The organism is Methylobacterium sp. WL7 (genome assembly GCF_008040085.1).
Classification (GTDB): Bacteria; Pseudomonadota; Alphaproteobacteria; order Rhizobiales; family Beijerinckiaceae; genus Methylobacterium; species Methylobacterium mesophilicum.
In genome coordinates, this window is record NZ_VRVG01000035.1 from 12,110 (window position 1) to 32,127 (window position 20,018).

Sequence of the window (20,018 nt, forward strand, 5' to 3'; positions counted from 1 at the left end):
CGGATCCGGCTTGGCAAGACCGTTTGGCAAGACCGATCTGCCGAATGCGGAACGGCCGGCGCTACGGGGCGCGGGCGCTCGCCCGGACGCGCTCCTCGGCGGCGCGGATCGCGTCCGGGGTGCCGACGTGGAGCCACTGGCCGTCGAGGCGCATGCCGGACAGGCGTCCGGCCGCGATCGCCCGGTCGAACAGCAGGTTGAGCGAGAAGGCGCCGTCGGGCGTGTCGGCGAAGAGGCCGGGCTGCAGGATCGCCACGCCCGCATAGATGAACGGGGCGACCTCGCGCTCGCCGCGGCGCTCCAGGCGGCCGTCCGCGTCCATGACGAAATCCCCGGCGCCGTCGTAGCCCAGGCTGGTGGCGGTGGGGGCGACCAGCAGCAGGGCGTCCATGCGCTCCGGATCCCAGGCGTCGATCAGCCGGCGGAGGTTGGGCGCCGGCCCCTCGAGCCAGAACGAATCCGAGTTCAGCACCACGAACGGCGCGTCGCCCAGCAGCGGCAGCGCCTTGCGGATGCCGCCGCCGGTCTCCAGGAGCGCGGCGCGCTCGTCCGAGACCTGGATGGCGGGTCCCTCCGTCCGGCGGGCGAGATGCCCCTCGATCAGGTCGGGCAGGTAGTGGACGTTGACGATCGCGGTCTCGATGCCGGCCTCGGCGGCGCGGTCGAGGGCGTGGTCGAGGAGCGCCTTGCCGGCCACCTCCACCAGGGGTTTCGGCACCGTGGCGGTGACCGGCCGCATGCGCTTGCCCAGGCCCGCGGCCAGCACGAACGCACGGGTGACGGCGGGGGCGGGCTCGCTCATGCGGGGATCCGGATCAGGCGTTGATGATCATGGTTTCAAAAGGTCTTCGACCTTTTGCGGGTGCAGGGCAGAGCCCTGCAGTCGGCGAAGCCCCGAGAGCCTCGGGACGCTGTCCCGAACCCTGCCAAGGGGCCCCGGGCCCTTTGGATTCCCGTTCCTTTCGCCCGTGACCCGGGACCGCTCGGCATGCGTCCTAGGACTCGGCATCGGAGCCGACCAGGCCCGGCAGGTGCGCCGCATGCCAGGCCCGCAGCTCGGCCAGCGCCGGGTGGGCGAGGTTGCGGGTGAGATAGCCCTCGATCCGCGGCAGGTGGGCGAGGTAGCCGGGCTTGCCGTCGCGCCGGTCGAGCCGGGCGAAGATCCCGAGGATCTTGGTGGCGCGCTGGGCGGCCAGCAGCGCGTACGCCGTGGCGAAGGCCCCGACATCGAAGGCCGGGTCGCGGCCCCGGCGCTCGCGGGCGTAGAGGCCCAGAAGCCGCAGCTCGAATTCGGCGCTGGTGTCGACGCGGGCATCCTGCAGCAGCGAGGCGACGTCGTAGGCCGGATGGCCCATCACGGCGTCCTGGAAGTCGATCAGCCCGACCCGCTCCAGCCCGTCGCGCTCGGGCAGCCAGATCAGGTTCGGCGAGTGGTAGTCGCGCAGGGTCCAGGTGGCGCGGTCGGGTCGCGCGTTCTGCAGGGCCGCGCGCCACAGGGCCACGAACTCGGCCCGGGCGTCGTCCGAGAGCGCGGCGTTCCGGATCGCCGGGACGTACCATTCGGGCATCAGCTCCGCCTCGAACAGCAGAGCCGCCTCGTCGTAGACGGGCAGGACGTGCTCGATGCCGTCCGCCACCGGCAGCACCGCCGGCAGCGGCGTGGCGTGGAGCTTGGCGAGCAGGCGCACCGCCTCGGCGTAGCGCTCGGGCCGCGGCGCCCCGGCCTCGACCACCGGCTCGCTGCCGAGATCCTCGAGGATCAGCAGGCCCTCGGCCAGGTCCTCGCCGTAGATCTTCGGCGCCGAGAAGCCCAGGGCCCGCAGGCCGCGGTCGAGGGCCACGAAGGCGTGGACGCTCTCGGCCAGGTGCACGATCGCGCTGTAGGGTTTGCCGTCGCGCACCGCCGGGCCGTCGGGACGGGGCGGGGCGATCATCAGCACGGCGCTGGTGCCGTCGGGCTTGGTCAGGCGCTCGTAGGCGCGGGACGAGGCGTCGCCCTGCATCAGGGTGCGCTCGGCCAGGTCCCAGCCGCTGCGGTCGAGGAGCCGGCGCACCGCCCGGGCCCGGTCGAGCCGGGCACGCATGCCGCCGCTGCCGTCGATCCGGGCGAGGCGGGCCTCGGGGCCGAACTCGGCCCGGAGCGACAGGTCGACGGTGAGCACCGGGCCGTCGCGGGGGGGCATCCGGTCGGGCCACTCCACCAGCGTGATGGCGTCCTCGGCCATCTCCTCGAAGCCGAGCTCCACCAGTTCGTCGGGGTCGCGCAGGCGGTAGAGGTCGGCGTGGACGATCGCCCGGCCGTCGCGGGCCGTGTAGGGCTGGATCAGCGTGAAGGTCGGGCTCGGCACCTCCAGGCGCGGGTCGCCGGCCAGTTCGCGGATCACCGCCCGGGCCAGGGTGGTCTTGCCGCCGCCCAGGCCGCCCGAGAGCGCCACGACGTCGCCGGGGCACAGGAACTCGGACAGGAACAGGCCGAGATCCTCCGTGGCCGTCTCCTCCGGCAGCACGAATTCCCAGGGGGCCGGCGGCGCCGATGCGCCCGCCGTCTGTCCGTCCCGATCGTCCCCGTCCAAAGCCCGCCTCCGAGACCCAAGGGCGCATGGTCCGAAAACAGGCCGCGGATGCAAGCGTTTCCGCCTCCCGCGGCGCGCTTCCGGCCGGGCCGGTGCATCGAAACCACGCTTGCCCAATGCCCCGATGCGTCGCGTCCCGGCGATCCGGCGCGGCGCGCCGGGCGGTATCCGCGAAGAATTGGCTGGCGCATGTCTTGCTATTGCGCGGGTTCCGCGCGTTTAGGCCCAGCCGAGGCCGCGGACCGCGTCCCGCATCAGGCCCCGACCGAATCCCCCCCTCATCGGTTCCGGGCCGGGTACGCACCCCGCCCGGGGTGGGGTGAGGCCGCCCTCCACCGGCGGCCTCACCCGGACCAGCCAAACGCATGAACACGGAGCCGACATGAAGCGCGCCGACCTGACCGAGAAGCTCCTCGACATCAAACGCGAGAAGGGCTGGAGCTGGGCCCATATCCACGAGGCGATCGGCGGCCTCTCGCCGTTCCTGATCACGGCGGCCTGCATGGGCCAGATGAAGCTGCCCAAGGCCCAGGCCAAGCGGGCGGCCGAGCTGTTCGGCCTGACGGTCGCCGAGGAGCGGATGCTCAACGAGGCGCCCTACCGGGGCTCGATCCCGGCGATGCCGCCCACCGACCCGCTGATCTACCGCTTCTACGAGTTGGTGATGGTCTACGGCACGACCTTCAAGGAGCTGATCCAGGAGGAGTTCGGCGACGGCATCATGTCGGCGATCGACTTCAACATGGAGATGGCCCGGGAGGCGAACAACAAGGGCGACCGGGTGAAGCTGACGATGTCGGGCAAGTTCCTGCCGTACAAGTATTACGGCAACGACGACGACACGCCGGAATACGGGTTCAAGGAGGGCTGAGCGGAGGCCCTCCCCGATCCCCGCATTCCAGAGCCGTTCCCGATCACGGCGCGACCGGGAACGGCTCTCGGTCCTCGATTCGACGCCCACGCTTGCGCCGAACCGGTATCCAGGTCGGCGGCGAGCGCTCCAGGGCGACGGAGCGCGGAGAGCGCTCGTCGGTCAGGCCCCGTACCGCGCCGCGGCGGCCGGGTGCTGTCCCACGGCGTCGAAGCGGGCGCCGACATGGTCGAGGTGCAGGTAGTTCGGGTTGAACAGCGCGGCCTTCTCCAGGGTCGGCAGGTCCGGGATGGTCAGGCGGCGGCCCTTCAGCTCGACCAGCCTCTGCCGGCGCAGCATCTGCAGCACCCGGTTGACGTGCACCGGCGTCATGCCGATCAGGTCGGCGAGGTCGGTCTGCGTCAGGGGCATGTCGCAGGTGGTGCCCTGGGTCAGCCCGATGCCGCGCAGGCGGTAGAACACCTCGCAGAACACGTGGGCCAGCCGCTCACCCGCGCTGCGGCGGCCGAGGTTCAGCATCCACTCGCGCTGCACCGCCGCGCTCACCAGCCCTTCCCACCACAGCGCCCGCGTCACGCGGGGATGGTCGGCCATCAACGTCTCGAAGGTCGCGGGCTGGATCTCGACCAGGGTCACGGCACCGAGCGCGCCGATCGAATGATCCATCTCGGACAAGACGAAGACGGTGTGGTCGCACAGGTCGCCGGGCAGGAACAGGGCCACCACCTGGCGGCGCCCGTCGGGCAATTGCTTGTAGCGGTAGGCCCAGCCGGCCAGGACAAGGCGCACGACCTTCGGGTCGTCGCCCTCGGACACGATGTCGGTTCCCGGCCGGTAGCAACGCAGCGGCTCGGCGACCAGGTTCTGCAGCGCCGCCCGGTCGTCGTCCGACAGGTGCGTGAACTGCTCGAGCTTTGCGATGAGAGGGTTGGGCATCGGCAGCCTCCGCATCACAGGTTAACCCGCGCCCATGGACGCGGTTCAAACCTGTCTTAACGCATGTAGTACCGAATTGTATCGGCCGGCGTTATGAGCGAGAAGGTCCGCCCGAACGGCGCAGCCGCATTCGTGAGGCGCCCGTGCCCCTGTTCTACTTTCATGTGCGTACGCCCGCCGGCCTCGACCCCGACGAAGACGGGCTGACGATGCCGAATATCGAGACCGCCTATCTCGAAGCTTGCGCGTCGATTCCCGACATGGCGATCGACCTCATCCGCGAGGGCCTGAGCCCGATGCCGTACGCGTTCGTGATCACGAACGAGGCCGGCGAGATCCTGATGGAGATCCCCTTCGCCGAGCGGCTGCGCGACCCGCGGCGGCAGATCCGGCCGAACCAGACCACCCGGGCGCGCCGGCTGTCGCAGGAGGTCGCGGACGCGATCGGCGCGGCGCGGGCGACCGCGCAGCGGGCCCGCGAGATCCTGGCCCGCGCGGCCCGCGCGCGGGGGCCATCGTGAGGCGGGACATCGTGAGCGCGGCTTGACCCGGTGACGGACGCGCGCCACGACATCTCTCCGTGAGACCCCGTTCCCGCCGCCCCGGACCATGCCGACGCCGTCCGCCGCGCCGACGGGCTCCACTCACCGGCCCCGTGGATCCTGCCGATGGCTGACGACCCCGCGCCCTTCCCCATCGTCGGCATCGGCGCCTCCGCGGGGGGCATCGAGGCCCTCGATACCCTGTTCGCCGGCCTCGGCCTCGACGGCGGCCTCGCCTACGTCGTCGTCACCCATGTCAGCGCGGACCGCGAGAGCCTGCTGCACGAGGTGCTGGGCCGCCTGACGCCGATGCCGGTGATGGTGGCGGCGCATGGGATGCAGGTCGAGCCCGGGCATATCTACGTGCTGCCCGCCCGCGCCATCCTGGGGCTCCAGGACGGGTGCCTGACGATCCGCGACCAGGATCCGGCCCGACGCGAGCGCAACCCGATCGACCTGTTCTTCAGCGACCTCGCCAAGGCGTGCGGCGAGTACGCGATCGGCATCGTCCTGTCGGGCGGGGGCACCGACGGCACGCTCGGCATCAAGGCGATCAAGGAGCACGGCGGCCTGACCTTCGCCCAGGTCGCCGACGGCACCGCCCCGCGCCACCCCGACATGCCGGCCAGCGCCATCGCCACCGGCCTGATCGACTTCGCGCTCCCGCCCGACGAGATCGCGGCCAAGCTCACCGAGTACGCGCGCAGCTTCGGGGCGATCGAGGATCTGCAGGGGGCCGCCGCCAAGGCGGCGACCGCCGAGATCTACGGGCTGCTGCGCGACCAGATCGGCCACGATTTCTCCGGCTACAAGCCCAGGACCTTCATCCGGCGGGTGCAGCGGCGCATGCAGATCGCCCGGCTGACGCGAGTCGAGGATTACGTCGCGCGCCTGCGCCAGGACGGCGGCGAGGTCACGGCCCTGTTCCGCGACCTGCTGATCAACGTCACCAACTTCTTCCGCGATGCCGGCGCGTTCGATGCGCTCAAGGAGCAGGTGCTGCCGCGCCTGTTCGAGGGCCGCGGGGCCGGCGACACCATCCGGGCCTGGGTGCCCGGCTGCGCCACCGGCGAGGAGGTCTATTCCCTCGCCATGCTGATGCGCGAGTTCATGGACGGCCTGCGCTCCGTGCCCCGGGTGCAGATCTTCGCCACCGACATCGACGACCTGGCCCTGGGCGTAGCCCGGTCCGGCCGCTACCCGGAGGCGCTGCTCGACACCGTCTCGCCCGAGCGGCGCAAGCGCTTCTTCACGGCCGACGGCGGCTCCTACGTGGTCACCAAGGAGGTGCGCGAGCTGTGCGTGTTCTCGCCCCACAGCGTGATCCGCGACCCGCCGTTCTCCCGGATCGACCTGGTCTCGTGCCGCAACCTGCTGATCTATTTCGGCCAGGCCGTGCAGGCGCAGGTCATCCCGATCTTCCACTACGCCCTGCGCCCGCGCGGCTACCTGTTCCTGGGCACGGCGGAGAACATCAGCCAGTTCACCGACCTGTTCGCGACGGTCGAGCGGAAACACCGCATCTTCCAGGCGCGGGAGATCGACGGGTACGCCGTGCGACTGCCGCTGACCGTCACCGGCACGCAGCCGGCCCCGTTCGGCCGCTCCGCCGCGTTCAGTCGCGGCCTCCGGTCGGCCTCGCCGATACACGACGCCGGGCCGCCCCTGCGCCAGCTGGTGGAGAGCCACGTCATCGAGCGCTTCGCGGCGCCGCACGTGGTGGTCGATCGGGACGGCGACATCGTCCACTACTCGTCGCGCACCGGCAAGTACCTGGAGGCGCCGGTCGGCCTGCCGAGCCGTCAGTTGCTGACGCTGGCGCGGCGGGGCCTGCGCCTGGACCTGCGCTCGGCCCTGCGCGAGGCGATCGAGACGCGCCGGCCGGCCCGGCGCGAGAACCTCGCGATCGAGGGCGAGGAGGGGCGCGTCCAGCTGGCCTCCATCACGGTCGAGCCGCTGATGCAGGGCGACGGCGCCGAGCCGCTGCTCCTCGTGCTGTTCCACGACCAGGGCCCGTCGCTCAGCCGGGCGGCGATCGCGGTGCGTGACGCGAAGCTGCACCCGGACACGGATGCGCTGCAACTGGAGCGGGAGCTGCGCGACACCCGCGAGCGGCTGCAGACCATGATCGAGGAATACGAGACCGCGCTGGAGGAGCTGAAATCGTCCAACGAGGAGCTGATCTCGGTCAACGAGGAGCTGCAATCGACCAACGAGGAGCTGGAAGCGTCCAAGGAGGAGCTGCAGTCGCTCAACGAGGAGCTGCAGACGGTCAACAGCGAGCTGAGCGGCAAGATCGACGACCTCGACCGGGCGAACGGCGACCTGCGCAACCTGTTCAACGCCAGCGGCCTGGCGACCGTGTTCCTCGACCGCAACCTCGTGATCCGGACGTTCACGCCGGCGGTGGCGCGGTTCGTCCCGATCCAGGAGGGCGACCGCGGCCGGCCGCTCACCGACTTCGCCCTGCGACCGGCCTATCCGGACCTCGCCGAGGACCTGCGGAGCGTGCTGGCCGTCGGGCAGGACATCGAGCGCCGGATCGAGCCCTTCGGCGAGGCGCCGAGCCAGCACCACCTCGTGCGGATCGTGCCCTACCGGGTCCAGACAGGCGAGATCGAGGGCGTGGTGGTCACCTTCGTGGCGGTCCCGGCGGCCGGGTGAGAGGGGCGGCGGCAGGATCCGTCGCGCGCCGGACCGGGCCGGGTTAACCAGGACGAAAGTCGCATGCGCCCGTCCCCCGATAGGGGAAACGGAACGGGCCGCTCTTACGTAGGTCTTCCGGTGCGATTCCTTCCGAGCCCGGACATGGCCGACGAAGACCTCAAGAAGCTCGACGAGACGATCGCCGCGCTGAACGCCCTCATCGCGAAGACCGGTTCGCCGCAGCTGCGCGCCCTCATGGAGCAGCTGATGCGCAGGCTCGCCAAGGAGTTTCCCGACCGGCGCGGGTGAGGGACGATGCGGCGAGGCTCGGGATCGCAGGACCGGGATCGCAGGCCCGAAACGCGACCGAGGCGGCGGATGGAGAAGCCCCTCAGGCCGCCTGCGCGCCCTCCGCCCCCAGATAATCCTGCACCGGCTGCGCGGGGCCGCTGCGCAGCAGCACGTAGAGGAACGGCACCAGCAGCAGGGTCGCCGGGGTCGCGAAGGCGATGCCGCCCATCACGGCGCGGGCGAGCGCGGCGTTCTGCTCGCCGCCCTCGCCGGTGCCGAGCGCCATCGGGATCAGGCCGAAGAACATCGCCGAGGCGGTCATCAGCACCGGCCGCAGCCGGGTCTCGCCGGCCGTGATCGCCGCCTCCAGGGCGCTGCACCCGGTGGCCTCCCGGTGCTCCTTGGCGAAGGTCACGAGCAGGATCGAGTTCGCCGAGGCGATGCCCACCGACATGATCGCCCCGAAGATCGACGGGATCGAGAAGGTCGTGCCGGTGATGAACAGCGCGAAGGTGATGCCGCAGAACGCCATCGGCAGGGCCGCGATCACCACGAACGGGTCGCCCCAGCTCTGGTAGTTCACCGCCATCAGCAGGTAGACGGCGATCAGCGCGATCCCGAGCCCGATCTCCAGGCGCAAGAACGCGCTGCGCATGTTCTCGATCTGGCCGCGCACCGTGATCTTGTCGGGCGCCTGAAGGGTCTTCTGCTCCTCTTGGACGATCGCGTCGATGTCGCGGGCGACCGAGCCGAGGTCGCGGTCCTGGACCGAGGCGAAGACGTCGAAGGTCGGCTGGATGTTGACGTGGTTGATCACCGTCTGGGTCGGCACCCGGCGCAGCTCGGCGAGGCTCGACAGCAGGGTCAGCACGCCGGGGCCGGTGCCCGCAGTCGCGGCGGCGCGCACGAACATCGGCGTGTTGCGCAGGTCGGCCAGCGAGGCGTTGCGGTATTCCGGCGTCTGCACCCAGAGCTGGTAGGGGATCCCGGTCTTGGGGTCGGGCCAGAAGTTCGGCGTCACCTGGTAGCTGCCCGACAGCGAGATGTTCATGTTCTGCGCCACCTGCTGCTCGGTGAGCCCGAGTTCGGAGGCCAGGCGCCGGTCGACGTCCACGTAGAATTGCGGCTCGTTGACGATCTGCTGCAGGTGGACGTCGACCAGGCCCTTGGTGTGCTTGAGCCGCTGGACGATGCGCTGGGCGACCTCCAGGTCCTTCTCCTTGTTCCGGCCGGAGACCTGCACGTCGATCGGCGTGATGACGCCGAAATTCAGGATCTGGGTGATCATGTCGGCGGGCTGGAAATAGGCGATCAGGTCGGGGAAGCGCTGCATCAGCACCGCGCGCAGGCGCTTCATGTAGCCGGCGACCGAGCCGTGGCCCTCCTTGAGGCTGATCAGCATCTGGCCGTCGTTGTAGGAGACGAACGAGCCGTCCGAGAACGCGAAGTTGTAGTTGGTCGAGGGCAGGCCGATGTTGTCGAGGATCTGCTCGATCTCGCCCGGCGGGATCACCTCCCGGACCGTGTCCTCGACCTCGGCGAAGACCTGCTGGGTGGTCTCGATGCGCATGCCCGTGCGGGTGCGCAGGTGCAGGGTCATCTGGCTCGCCTCGATCTGCGGGAAGTAATCCTGCCCGACGAAGACGAACAGCACGCCGGTCGTGCCCAGGATCAGGCCCACGACGCTTAAGGTAGCGAGCCGGCGGCCGAGCACCGCGTGCAGCAGCCCGATATAGCCCCGGTGGAACCGGCTGAAGCCGCGCTCGAACGCCCCGTGGGCCCGCCCGGCGAGGCGGAACACGGGTCCCGAGACGAGGCCGAACGCCCGGGCGATCCGGCCCCGGCGGGGCGGGTCCCGCCCGTCCCGGTCCTTGGCGTGCTTCTGCGCGTATTCCGGTGCCACGATCACGTCGATCAGCAGCGGCACCAGGGTGCGCGACAGCAGGTAGGAGGTCAGCATCGCGAACACGACCGCGAGCGCCTGCGGGGTGAAAAGGTATTTCGGCGTGTCGGCGAGCGCGAACACCGCCGTGAAGGCCGCGCAGATCGACAGGGTCGAGATCAGCGCCGGCTTGGCGATGCCGGCGGCGCCGTGGACCACGCTCTCGCGGAACTCCTCGCCCTCCTCGAACAGCCGGTAGGTGTTCTCGATCGCCACCGTGGCGTCGTCCACCAGGATGCCGACCGCGAGCGCGAGGCCGCCCAGCGTCATCACGTTGATGGTCTCGCCCAGAGCCGCCAGCACGGCGAGCGAGGTCATCACGCAGAGCGGGATCGAGATCAGCACGATCAGGGTCGAGCGCCACGAGCCGAGGAACAGCAGGATCGCCAGCCCCGTGAGCGCCGCCGCGATGGCGGCCTCGTGCAGCACGCCCTCGATGGCGTTCGAGACGAACACCGACTGGTCGAACAGCGGCTTGATCGTCAGCCCCTCGGGGGCGGCGGCCCGGATCGTCGGCATCGCCGCCTTGACGTTGTTGACGACGTTCAGCGTCGAGGCGGTGCCGTTCTTGATCACCTGCATCAGCACGGCCTGGCCGCCATCGGCCCGGACCACGTTGATCTGCGGCGGCCCGCCGTCGCGGACATAGGCGACGTCGCGCATCAGCACCGGCTGGCCGGCCACCACCTTGATCGGCGCGAGGTTGAGGGTCTCGATCGAGGGCGGCGTGGCGTTGAGCTGGATCGGGTATTGCTGCTCGCCGATCTTGGCGAGGCCGGACGGCACCGTCAGGTTCTGGGCCGTCATGGCGTTGGTGACGTCGAGCGGCGTCAGGCCGAGCGCCTGGAGGGCGTTGAGGTCGAGATCGACCATGATCTGCCGGGGCGCCCCGCCGAACGGCGCCGGGAGGGTCGAGCCCGGCACCTGCGCCAGGGTCTGCCGGATCCGGTACTGGGCGTAGTCGTAGACCTGGTTGAGGCTGTCCTTGGCCGAGGTCAGGGCCAGCTGGATCACCGGCACCGAGGAGGCCGAGTAGCGCACGATGATCGGCGGCTGGGTGCCGGCCGGCATCGCGGCCCGGATCGAGTTGGTGGAGGACACCACCTGGGCGATGGCCAGGTCGATGCTGACCGCGGGATCGAAGTAGATCCGCTGCACCGCCGTGCCCTGAAGCGTGGTCGACTCCATCCGGCGGATGTTGTTGACGTTGTTGGAGATGCCGTACTCGGCGTAGGTCGTGATGCGCTGTTCCATCTCCGGCGTGGACAGGCCGGTGTAGGTCCAGACCACGACGACGACCGGGATGTCGACGACCGGCAGCACGTCCTTGGGCGTGACGATCAGCGCGCCGACGCCGCCGAGCATCATCAGCACGGCGAGCACGTAGGTCGTGATCCGGAACTTGAGCGCGTAGAGGACGAGTCCCATGCGGTCTCCGCCGGCCGGCGCAGGGCCGACCCCTTCGCGTCGCCTGTTGGCGTACCAAATACCCGATTGGTTTCGCTACCATGTCCGGGCAGGCAAAGGACGGGCCGCGACGCCGCAGGGCGGGCCTATCGGCTACGACGGTCACACCTCTCACTTTGGTACCGTGCCGGTCCCGGCAGATTCTGGTCCGGAAGGGCAGGTACGCGCTCCCTCCCCCCTCTGCGGGGGGAGGGAGCGCCGCGGTGTTTCCAGCGTATCCTGTGGGCCCCGATGTGTGAATCCGCTAGGCAAGCGGGGCGAGGGATTCTCGTCCGCACGCCTGCTCGGATCGCCCCCCTCAGCGCAGCAGCGCCGTCTTGTCCACGTGGAGCGCGGCGCCGATCTCGTCGAGCGCCTTGTGCTCGACTTCGCTGATGCCGCCGAAATCGGCCACGTCGGCGCCGATCAGGAAGACGTCCTGGCGCTGGTCGATCGGCCGTTCCGCGATGGCGCCCACCAGGCGCAGGTTCTCCAGGCGGCCGGCCCGGGTCTTGGCCCGGGCGATGGCCTCGTAGAGCTCCTGCTCGACCCGCAGCGTGTCGTAGGACTTCTCGAGGATCGGGTTGGCGCGGATGCCGGCGATCGCCGACTCGATCTCCTCCTCGGCGACGTCGCCGTCGGCCACGATGACGTTGGCCGCGGCCGAGACCGCGGCCTGGAGGAAGACGGCATCGCCCGCATACGACATGATCGTGCGGCCGAACCGAAGGATGGCGTCCTGGAAAATGCTCATGCCGACCTCCCGTGCGGTCGGAGATGGCGGATATTGTGGCGGCCGAGTCAAGATCCGGCCGCGCTTGCACCGGGGACTGACCTCGCGCGCGCGCATTATGGTTTCGCGGGCGGGTCCTTACGCGGTCCCGAGATCGCGGGCCGCCACCCGCAGCGCGTCGTTCATCCGGGTCTGCCAGCCGGGCCCGGTCGCCTTGAACGCCTCGACGATCGCCGAATCCAAGCGCAGGCTCACGAGTTGCTTGGTCGGCGCCTTCTGGGGGCCGCGGGACCGGCGCAGCGTCGCCGCCAACTCGGGGAACGCTTCGGCGAAGGGACGCGCCTGGCGTGCCTGGGCATCGGTGACCTCGGGATTGTCCGCGTCGGCCGCGATCCCGGCCTGGATGCGTGCCTCCTCGGCATCCGTGATCGGCGGGAGATCGAGCTTAGGCATCCTCGTAGATCCTCCGTTCCCTACGGCTCGCCGGGCGCAGGCTGATGAGGGACAGCGCCTCGGAGCCGAGTGGCGCGATCACGGCTGCCACGAGGCGGTCGTCCAGAAGGCCGATCGCCACGAAGCGCGGGCGGCCATCAGATGCCGGATGCGAGGGCACGACCACGGAATCCTCGAACCGGAGCCGATCGCGAGCGTCCGCAAAGTCCAGCCCGTGCTTGGCGAGGTTGCTCGCCCGCTTCGGCTCGTCCCAGACCACGCGCATGTGCGTATCTACGACCTGAACCGATGTCGGTCAATCAGATCGTAGATACGATTTACTCAGAGCCGCCCAGCATCGACGGGAGGACCGCCCCCGTCAGCAGCAGCGGAACCCGGAGGTGTTGCCCACGCCGAAGCGGGCATTCTCCCGGTTGCGGAAGAACTCCAGCTCGGTCATCGGCGCCTGGTCGGGATGGGTGCGGCGGATATGCGCGGCGTAGGCCGCGTAATCCCCCTGCCCGACCATCAGCCGGGCGCCGTCGCAGACGCATTTGGACAGCTCCTGGAGACGGCGGCGCAGGCTCTGCTGTGGTTCCATGGCGGTCCCTACTCGGCCGGTGCGAGGTGCGGCTCGGTCTCGAGGGCGGTCCAGCGGTCGGCCCGCCAGGCCTTCAGGCAGGCGGCGATGCCGAAGCCCGCGATGGCGACCACGAGGCCGATGAACAAGGCCGCCAGCACGGCGTCGATCCGGTCGTTGAGGATGATCTGCGCCATCTGGTCGGCGTTCTTGGCCGGCGCCAGGAGCTTGCCCTCGGCGGCGGCCGTCGCGTAGCGCTCGGCATGGGCCAGGAACCCGATCTTCGGGTCGGCGGAGAACAGCTTCTGCCAGCCGGCCGTGAGGGTGCACAGGCACAGCCACGCGGTCGGGATGATGGTCACGAACGCGTAGCGCTCGCGCTTCATCTTGAAGATCACCACCGTGCAGAGCGTCAGCGCCACCGCGGCCAGCATCTGGTTGGAGATGCCGAACAGCGGCCACAGGGTGTTGATGCCGCCGAGCGGGTCGGTCACGCCCTGGTACAGGAAGTAGCCCCAGGCGCCGACCGCGATGGCGGTGGCCGCGATGCTCGGCCCCCAGGACGTGGTGTTCCGGAACGACGGCACCGCCAGCCCGACGAGATCCTGCACCATGAACCGGCAGGCGCGGGTGCCCGCATCCACGGCCGTGAGGATGAACAGGGCCTCGAACAGGATCGCGAAATGGTACCAGAACGCCATCATCGCCTTGCCGCCGATGGCCGAGGAGATGATGTGGGCCATGCCGACCGCGAGCGTCGGGGCGCCGCCGGCGCGCGAGATGATCGTGTGCTCGCCGACATCCGCGGCGGTCTGGGTGATCACCTCGGGGGTGGTCGCGAAGCCGAGCTTGGTCACGGCCGCGGCGGCTGTCTCGGGCGTGGTGCCGACGAGCGCCGCGGGCGAGTTCATGGTGAAGTAGACGCCCGGGTCGATCACGCAGGCGGAGACCAGCGCCATGATCGCCACGAACGATTCCATCAGCATGCCGCCGTAGCCGATGAAGCGGGCATCCGCCTCGCTGGCGATGAGCTTGGGCGTGGTGCCCGACGAGATCAGGGCGTGGAAGCCGGAGACCGCGCCGCACGCGATGGTGATGAACAGGAACGGGAACAGGCTGCCCGCCCAGACCGGGCCGGTCCCGTCCACGAACTTCGTCACCGCCGGCATCTGCACGTGCGGCGCGACGACCGCGATGCCGAGCGCCAGCCCGACGATCGTGCCGATCTTGAGGAAGGTCGAGAGGTAGTCCCGCGGCGCCAGCAGCAGCCAGACCGGCAGGATCGAAGCCACGAAGCCGTAGCCGATCAGCATCCAGCACAGCTGCGGGCCCGTGAAGGTGAAGGCCGGGGCCCAGACCGGGCTGGCCGCCACCGAGCCGCCACCCAGGATCGCCAGCATCAGCAGGACGAAGCCGAGGATTGAGACCTCGCCGATCCGGCCCGGGCGGATGTAGCGCGCGTAGACGCCCATCAGCATGGCGATCGGGATCGTCGACATCACCGTGAAGGTGCCCCACGGGCTCTCGGCGAGCGCCTTGACCACGATCAGCGCCAGCACGGCCAGCAGGATGACCATGATCAGGAAGGTGCCGAACAGCGCGATGATGCCCGGCACGGTGCCGAGCTCGGCCCGGATCAGCTCGCCGAGCGACCGGCCGTCCCGGCGCATCGACACGAACAGGACCATGAAGTCCTGCACCGCCCCCGCCAGCACCACGCCGGCCAGGATCCACAGCATGCCGGGCAGGTAGCCCATCTGGGCGGCGAGCACCGGGCCGACCAGTGGGCCCGCGCCCGCGATCGCCGCGAAATGGTGGCCGAACAGGACGCTGCGGTTGGTGGGGACGTAGTCGAGCCCGTCATTGTGCCGGACCGCGGGCGTGAGGCGCTTCGGATCGAGGCGCATCACCTTCTCGGAGATGAATTTCGAGTAGTAGCGGTAGGCGATCAGGTAGACGCAGACCGCCGCGACCACGATCCAGAGGGCGTTGATCGTCTCGCTGCGCTGGGTGGCCACGATTGCCAGCGCCGCGGCGCCGAGCGCTCCCACGAGGGCCCAGGGCCCGTGGTCGCGAACCTGCCTGCCGATCGCCGTACCCATCCGTCCCGCTCCCTGACCGACCGCCTCGCGCTCGGGGCCGCGGGGGCCGCCGGCTGGGACTCGCGGGTCCCGGGCTACAGGGGCGGTTTATCCTATTCGTCCGCCGTTGACGCAAGCGATCCGAGCTGTGATGCAGCTTTGGCGGCGGCACGACGCCCAATCTGTCACATCGGGACTTCGGCACGGCCAGCGCCTTCACGGGCCGGCGGCCGAATCCCGTCCCCGCCTGCCGCGAGCGAAGGAAGGGCGCCGGCGCGATCCGGCCCCGCGAGGAGCGGACAACAATGGCGAAGGTCGCATTCCTGGGTCTCGGCGTGATGGGCGGCCCGATGGCCGGACACCTCGCCAAGAAGGGCCACGACGTCACCGTCTACAACCGGACCACCCCCAAGGCCGAGGCCTGGGTGAAGGCCCATGGCGGCGCCTCCGCGGCGACGCCCCGGGAGGCCGTCGCGGGCGCCGAGATCGTGTTCGCCTGCGTGGGCAACGACGACGACCTGCGCAGCGTCGTGCTGGGCGACGACGGCGCGCTCGCCGGCATGGCGTCCGGTGCGGTGTTCGTCGATCACACCACCGCGTCGGCCGAGGTCGCCCGGGAACTCGCCGAGGTCGCCCAGGCCAAGGGGCTCGGCTTCATCGACGCGCCGGTCTCCGGCGGCCAGGCCGGCGCCGAGAACGGCGTGCTCACCGTGATGTGCGGCGGCGAGCCGGCGACCTATGCCAAGGTCGAGGCGGCGATCGGGTCCTTCGCCCGCGCCTGCCGGCTGATGGGCCCGGTGGGCTCCGGCCAGCTCACCAAGATGGTCAACCAGATCTGCATCGCCGGCCTGGTCCAGGGCCTGTCCGAGGGCGTCCACTTCGCCAAGCGCGCCGGCCTCGACGTGGAGGCGGTGCTCGACGTGATCTCCAAGGGCGCCGCCGGCTCCTGGCAGATGGAGAACCGCGGCAAGACCATGAACCAGGGCCAGTTCGAGTTCGGCTTCGCGGTCGACTGGATGCGCAAGGATCTCGGCATCCTGCTGGACGAGGCCCGCCGCAACGGCGCCAGGCTCCCGGTCTCGGCGCTCGTCGACCAGTTCTACGCCGAGGTGCAGTCCATGGGCGGCAACCGCTGGGACACGTCGAGCCTGGTGGCGCGCCTGGAGCGCTGAGGCTCGCCCACCGCGACACGATCCGGCGGCCCCGCACGGCGCAGGATCGTGTCGCGGATCCCCGGCCTGGGCGGGGCTCGGGGTCGGCGCGCGTCAGATCCCCCAATACGGTGCGGCGTCGTAATACCGGTGGATCTGCTCCTCCCAGGCGCCGTCCTCGGCCGGGTCGGTGCCCTCCGGGGTGCGGGCGGGGGCGGCGCGCAGCTGCTCCTCGGTGAGGTCGAGCACGTAGGCGTCCTGCTCGGGCGCGAAGCGCAGCACCGTCCAGGGCAGCGTGTAGAAATCCTCGCCGAGGCCCAGGAAGCCGCCGAAGCTCATCACCGCGTAGGCGACCCGGCCGGAGACCTTGTCGAGCATCAGCCGCTCGATCCGGCCGACCTTGCTGCCGTCCGGCCGGCGCACGTCGGTGCCGATGACCCGATCGCTGGCGATCAGGCTGCGGGGATGCCGCGGCGCGGGGTGGGGCTGCCGCTCCGCGAGGTGGGAATGGTCCGCCATGGTCGCCTCCGGGATCGCGCTGCGCGTTTCGGTCGTTGCCTGGAAGAACGCGTTGCCTGAAAAACGCCCGGCCCGTGCGCGACGTTCCGGTCCGGGCCTGCGCCCGCCCCCTCCGACGGACGAACAGCTCCCGCATGCAGAACCCGTTCACCGCCCCAGGTTTCGGCCTGAAGCCCGGCCTCGCGCTCGCCGCCCTGGCCCTGTCCGTCGCGGCCGGGCACGCCCAGGACCGCGGCAGCGTCAACCCGAGGCCGCTGCCGCCGCTCGAGCATCCGGACGCGCCCACGACCCCGGCCAAGGCCCTGTTCGGCCGCGTCACCCGGGCCTCCGGCGGGCCGGCCCACATCTACGGGTTCTACGCCAAGGGCTGCTTCGCCGGCGGCGAGGCGCTGGCGATGGACGGGCCGAACTGGCAGGTGATGCGCCCGTCCCGCAACCGGATGTGGGGCACGCCGGTCCTGATCGATTTCGTCGAGCGCCTGTCGCAGAAGGCCGCCCGGGTCGGCTGGCCGGGGCTGCTCGTCGGCGACATGGCCCAGCCCCGCGGCGGCCCGATGATCACCGGCCACGCCTCGCACCAGATCGGCATCGACGCCGACATCTGGCTGACCCCGATGCCCGACCACCGCATGAGCCGGGCGGAGCGCGAGGAGACCTCGGCCACCGACATGGTCCGCCGGGACCGCCTCGACATCGACCCGGAGGTCTGGACCCCGACGCACCTGCAGCTGATCAAGCTCACCGCCGAGCAGCCGGAGGTGGAGCGCATCTTCGTCAACGCGGCGATCAAGAAGGCCCTGTGCCGGGACGCCGCGGGCAGCCGGTGGATGTCCAAGGTGCGCCCGATGTACGGGCACAACTACCACTACCATATCCGGCTTTCCTGCCCGGCCGGCCAGGACGATTGCCAGCCCCAGGGGGCGCCCCCGGCCGGGGATGGCTGCGACGACCTGAGCTACTGGTTCTCGGACGCGGTGCTGCATCCCAAGCCGCCCAAGGTGCCGCCGAAGGCCAAGCCCGCCATGACCATGGCGGCCCTGCCGTCCGCCTGCCGGGCGGTGCTGAAGGCGCCGTAGCCTCGCCGGGACCGGGATTGCGGCGGCTCAGTCCAGGCACTGGGCGAAGTAGAGCTGCCGGATCCGCTCCATGGCCTGATACGCCTCCCCCGGCCTGAAGGTCATGAGCTCCGGCCCGTCGGGGACGCGGCCGAAGAACGACCGGGGGAGATCGGCCACGAAGCCGCGCTCGCCCGTGTACAGCCCGTCCCGGTTCTTCACGTTGACCGAGCCGCAGACGATCGACTCGCCGCTGCGGCGCAGCACGGTGACCTTCGCGTCCGGGCTGTTCAGGTGCCGCCCGATCAGGTCGAGGACCGCGCGGGTGTCCGCCGGCCCCAGGGCGGCGCCGGAGCCGTCGTCCACCGTCTGGGCGCGGGCTCCCGACGCGACGGCGGCCATCGCCAGGCAGAGCAGAGCGGATACGGGTCGGATCATGCGGTGCTGCCTGCGCTCCTCGCGCGTCGTCTCTTTCCGAACGCCGGCGGCCCGCATTCGGGACGAGGCTCCAGACGCGCCACGCTACGGGGTGCAACGCCGGCGGGAAAGCGCGCGATCCGGATTTCGAAGCCACTCCGGACCGATTGCAGCACTATCCATGACGTCATCGCCCGCCGACAGAGCCGGACAGGATGTTTCGGAAGGCTATAACGGCGCCGGTCAATAATAATATGCGGCTCCTATGAAGTCGGATTCTTATTTTTTCCTGTCGGCTCACGGCACACTTGTTTCCCGGCACGAACCCGTATGGAACGGGCGGCGTGCCTGTGCGGGCGCGGACGAGGAGATCGCAGCGTGACCCGATGGCTGACGGCCGTGATGATCTCCACCACGCTGATGAGCGCGCCGGCGTGGGCGCGCCTCGGGGTGGACGACAAGGCGTCGCTCTGGCCGCGCGCCTCCATGGCCGACAAGGTCGATTTCACCGACCGGATGGGCAAGGCGATGCGCACGCTCTCGCCCGATCTCGACAGCCGCTACTTCATGCACTGCCTGGAGGAGACGGCGAATATCGGCGACACCAAGGACCTGACGCTGAACGACATGGTGCGCACCTGCCTGTCGCTGCACGCCCGGGACGCGAAGGATCCGGAGTGAGCGCCCGGTGCCGGGCGTGATCCGCCGGGGCGGCAGGCGGACCGCCGGCGCGGCGCTCGGCCTCACCCTGCTCGCGGCCGCGGCGACCGGCGGCCGGGCCCAGGGCCTGCCCGACCGCCCCGGCGCGGCGATCGGCCCGGACGACGCGCAGGCCGTGCGCGCCCTGATCGAACGGGACCTGGGCCGCGACCTGCGCAGCGCCGACGCGCGGCTGGCCGGCCTCCGGCTGGGCCGCGCCGGGGGGATCTGCGGTACGGTCGAGGTCAGGAACCGGATGGGGACCTACACGGGCCCGCGCCCCTTCGTGGCCGATCTCGGTGCCGGGTTCGCCGGGCGGCTGCCGGAGGGCGCGGAACTGCGCAATCCCGGGAGCGCGGCCGACTTCACGAGGCTGGAGCGCGCGCGGGCGATGTTCGTGGAGAACTGTATCGACCGGTGATATCCAGGCCCGATCCCCGATCCGAGCCGGACGCGCCCGCCGGATCGGCTGTCGGGATCGCCACACGGCACCGGCGTCCCTGATGGAGTGTTCCCGCATGCGAATCCGCAGCCTGTTGCCGACGACGCTCGTGTTGGCCGTCCTCGCGGCGCCGGCCCTCGGCCAAGCGCCGGCGGAGCCGCCGGCCCAGGCGCCGGCGGAGCCGCCGGCCAACGCCCTGAAGGCCGCCAAGCTGGCCGGGCTGGCCGGGTTCGTGAACGTCCATTGCCCGGCGCTGCGGACCGACGGCGACCGCTTCAAGAGCGTGGTCCAGGCCATGGGCGTCGATCCGGCGGACCTCGAGCGCGACACCCTGCTGCTGCAGGCCCGCGCCTACCTGGCCGTCTACGAGAAGGACGTGCCGGCCAGCTGTGCCCGCGCGGACGAGATGTTCGGGCGCACCGGCAAGGTCGTCCCGGGGGTGTTCGTCCCGCGCTGATCGCCCAACCCGGCGCGACGTGCTAGGGCCACCGGATGCCCCGCTGGCTTTTCCTCATCCTCGTCACCGCCCTCGCCCTCTCGGTCGTGGGCGGTGTGCTCATCGTGCTGCGCAGCCCGCGGAGCACCCCCCAGCCCGAAGCGGGCGCCGTCACCGCGCCGGCGGTGCCGGCACCGGCTGCGCGGCCGGGCGGCAGCCCGTAACG

Annotated in this window: 21 protein-coding genes; 10 read left to right on the forward strand and 11 right to left on the reverse strand. The window is 70.7% G+C overall.

The features are described 5' to 3' along the window. Window positions 1-61 precede the first annotated feature (61 nt). Window positions 62-802 (reverse strand): nucleotidyltransferase family protein, encoded by a 741-nt coding sequence (locus FV233_RS11770; protein ID WP_147856962.1) that lies wholly within the window; start codon window positions 800-802, stop codon window positions 62-64. 193 nt (window positions 803-995) lie between these two features. Then, a complete protein-coding gene (tsaE, locus tag FV233_RS11775) occupies window positions 996-2,573 on the reverse strand; it encodes a tRNA (adenosine(37)-N6)-threonylcarbamoyltransferase complex ATPase subunit type 1 TsaE (protein WP_147897580.1) in 1,578 nt (525 codons plus the stop codon). A gap of 382 nt (window positions 2,574-2,955) precedes the next feature. Between tsaE and cynS the strand changes: the two genes are divergently transcribed. Continuing rightward, window positions 2,956-3,444, forward strand: a complete 489-nt coding sequence (gene cynS, locus FV233_RS11780) for a cyanase (RefSeq protein ID WP_147856983.1) — start codon at window positions 2,956-2,958, stop codon at window positions 3,442-3,444. A gap of 162 nt (window positions 3,445-3,606) precedes the next feature. Here cynS and FV233_RS11785 read toward each other — a convergent pair whose 3' ends face one another. Beyond that, window positions 3,607-4,380, reverse strand: a complete 774-nt coding sequence (locus FV233_RS11785) for a Crp/Fnr family transcriptional regulator (RefSeq protein WP_147856984.1) — start codon at window positions 4,378-4,380, stop codon at window positions 3,607-3,609. Window positions 4,381-4,523: 143 nt separating this feature from the next. Between FV233_RS11785 and FV233_RS30260 the strand changes: the two genes are divergently transcribed. The 3 genes from FV233_RS30260 (at window position 4,524) to FV233_RS30265 (ending at window position 7,877) form a co-directional block, all read left to right on the forward strand. After that, the gene (locus FV233_RS30260) at window positions 4,524-4,901 is read left to right on the forward strand and encodes a hypothetical protein (protein ID WP_187278093.1); all 378 of its coding nucleotides are present in this window, start codon (window positions 4,524-4,526) and stop codon (window positions 4,899-4,901) included. Window positions 4,902-5,048: 147 nt separating this feature from the next. Next, window positions 5,049-7,586 carry a CheR family methyltransferase gene (locus FV233_RS11795; RefSeq protein WP_147897581.1) on the forward strand — a complete coding sequence of 846 codons (2,538 nt, stop codon included), beginning with the start codon at window positions 5,049-5,051 and terminating at the stop codon, window positions 7,584-7,586. Window positions 7,587-7,730: 144 nt separating this feature from the next. After that, window positions 7,731-7,877, forward strand: a complete 147-nt coding sequence (locus FV233_RS30265; protein ID WP_187277684.1) for a hypothetical protein — start codon at window positions 7,731-7,733, stop codon at window positions 7,875-7,877. Window positions 7,878-7,959: 82 nt separating this feature from the next. Here the strand turns inward: FV233_RS30265 and FV233_RS11800 are convergent, their stop codons facing one another. From FV233_RS11800 to FV233_RS11825, 6 genes are all read right to left on the reverse strand, one after another. Continuing rightward, window positions 7,960-11,229, reverse strand: a complete 3,270-nt coding sequence (locus FV233_RS11800; protein WP_147854392.1) for an efflux RND transporter permease subunit — start codon at window positions 11,227-11,229, stop codon at window positions 7,960-7,962. A 337-nt stretch (window positions 11,230-11,566) separates the two neighbouring features. After that, entirely contained in the window at window positions 11,567-12,001 is a 435-nt protein-coding gene (locus tag FV233_RS11805) for a tellurite resistance TerB family protein (protein WP_147854393.1), read from the reverse strand. 117 nt (window positions 12,002-12,118) lie between these two features. Continuing rightward, entirely contained in the window at window positions 12,119-12,433 is a 315-nt protein-coding gene (locus FV233_RS11810) for a BrnA antitoxin family protein (protein ID WP_147897582.1), read from the reverse strand. After that, entirely contained in the window at window positions 12,426-12,698 is a 273-nt protein-coding gene (locus FV233_RS11815; RefSeq protein WP_147897583.1) for a BrnT family toxin, read from the reverse strand. The genes FV233_RS11810 and FV233_RS11815 overlap by 8 nt, the downstream gene beginning before the upstream one ends. Window positions 12,699-12,791: 93 nt before the next feature. Then, entirely contained in the window at window positions 12,792-13,013 is a 222-nt protein-coding gene (locus FV233_RS11820) for a YbdD/YjiX family protein (protein ID WP_147897584.1), read from the reverse strand. 8 nt (window positions 13,014-13,021) lie between these two features. Beyond that, window positions 13,022-15,094, reverse strand: coding sequence for a carbon starvation CstA family protein (locus FV233_RS11825; protein WP_147897585.1), 2,073 nt, complete (start codon window positions 15,092-15,094; stop codon window positions 13,022-13,024). Between the two features lie 284 nt (window positions 15,095-15,378). On the opposite strand from FV233_RS11825, the gene FV233_RS11830 reads away from it, so the two are divergent. Continuing rightward, on the forward strand, window positions 15,379-16,245 hold the full coding sequence (locus tag FV233_RS11830) for an NAD(P)-dependent oxidoreductase (protein WP_147854398.1): 867 nt from the start codon (window positions 15,379-15,381) through the stop codon (window positions 16,243-16,245). A 93-nt stretch (window positions 16,246-16,338) separates the two neighbouring features. On the opposite strand, the gene FV233_RS11835 is transcribed toward FV233_RS11830, so the two are convergent. Beyond that, window positions 16,339-16,743: a PRC-barrel domain-containing protein gene (locus tag FV233_RS11835; RefSeq protein ID WP_147854399.1), complete on the reverse strand. Its 405-nt coding sequence runs from the start codon at window positions 16,741-16,743 to the stop codon at window positions 16,339-16,341. A gap of 134 nt (window positions 16,744-16,877) precedes the next feature. On the opposite strand from FV233_RS11835, the gene mepA reads away from it, so the two are divergent. Further along, complete coding sequence (gene mepA, locus FV233_RS11840; RefSeq protein WP_147897586.1) at window positions 16,878-17,819, forward strand: penicillin-insensitive murein endopeptidase; 942 nt, start codon at window positions 16,878-16,880, stop codon at window positions 17,817-17,819. 27 nt (window positions 17,820-17,846) lie between these two features. On the opposite strand, the gene FV233_RS11845 is transcribed toward mepA, so the two are convergent. Then, a complete protein-coding gene (locus tag FV233_RS11845) occupies window positions 17,847-18,236 on the reverse strand; it encodes a hypothetical protein (protein ID WP_147897587.1) in 390 nt (129 codons plus the stop codon). Between the two features lie 357 nt (window positions 18,237-18,593). Here FV233_RS11845 and FV233_RS11850 point away from each other — a divergent pair, with 357 nt between their 5' ends. From FV233_RS11850 to FV233_RS30270, 4 genes are all read left to right on the forward strand, one after another. After that, window positions 18,594-18,896, forward strand: coding sequence for a hypothetical protein (locus FV233_RS11850; protein ID WP_238262850.1), 303 nt, complete (start codon window positions 18,594-18,596; stop codon window positions 18,894-18,896). 7 nt (window positions 18,897-18,903) lie between these two features. After that, entirely contained in the window at window positions 18,904-19,335 is a 432-nt protein-coding gene (locus tag FV233_RS11855; protein ID WP_147897588.1) for a hypothetical protein, read from the forward strand. A gap of 97 nt (window positions 19,336-19,432) precedes the next feature. Continuing rightward, window positions 19,433-19,813: a hypothetical protein gene (locus FV233_RS11860; RefSeq protein ID WP_147897589.1), complete on the forward strand. Its 381-nt coding sequence runs from the start codon at window positions 19,433-19,435 to the stop codon at window positions 19,811-19,813. A gap of 35 nt (window positions 19,814-19,848) precedes the next feature. Beyond that, on the forward strand, window positions 19,849-20,016 hold the full coding sequence (locus tag FV233_RS30270; RefSeq protein WP_187277823.1) for a hypothetical protein: 168 nt from the start codon (window positions 19,849-19,851) through the stop codon (window positions 20,014-20,016). Window positions 20,017-20,018 lie beyond the last annotated feature (2 nt).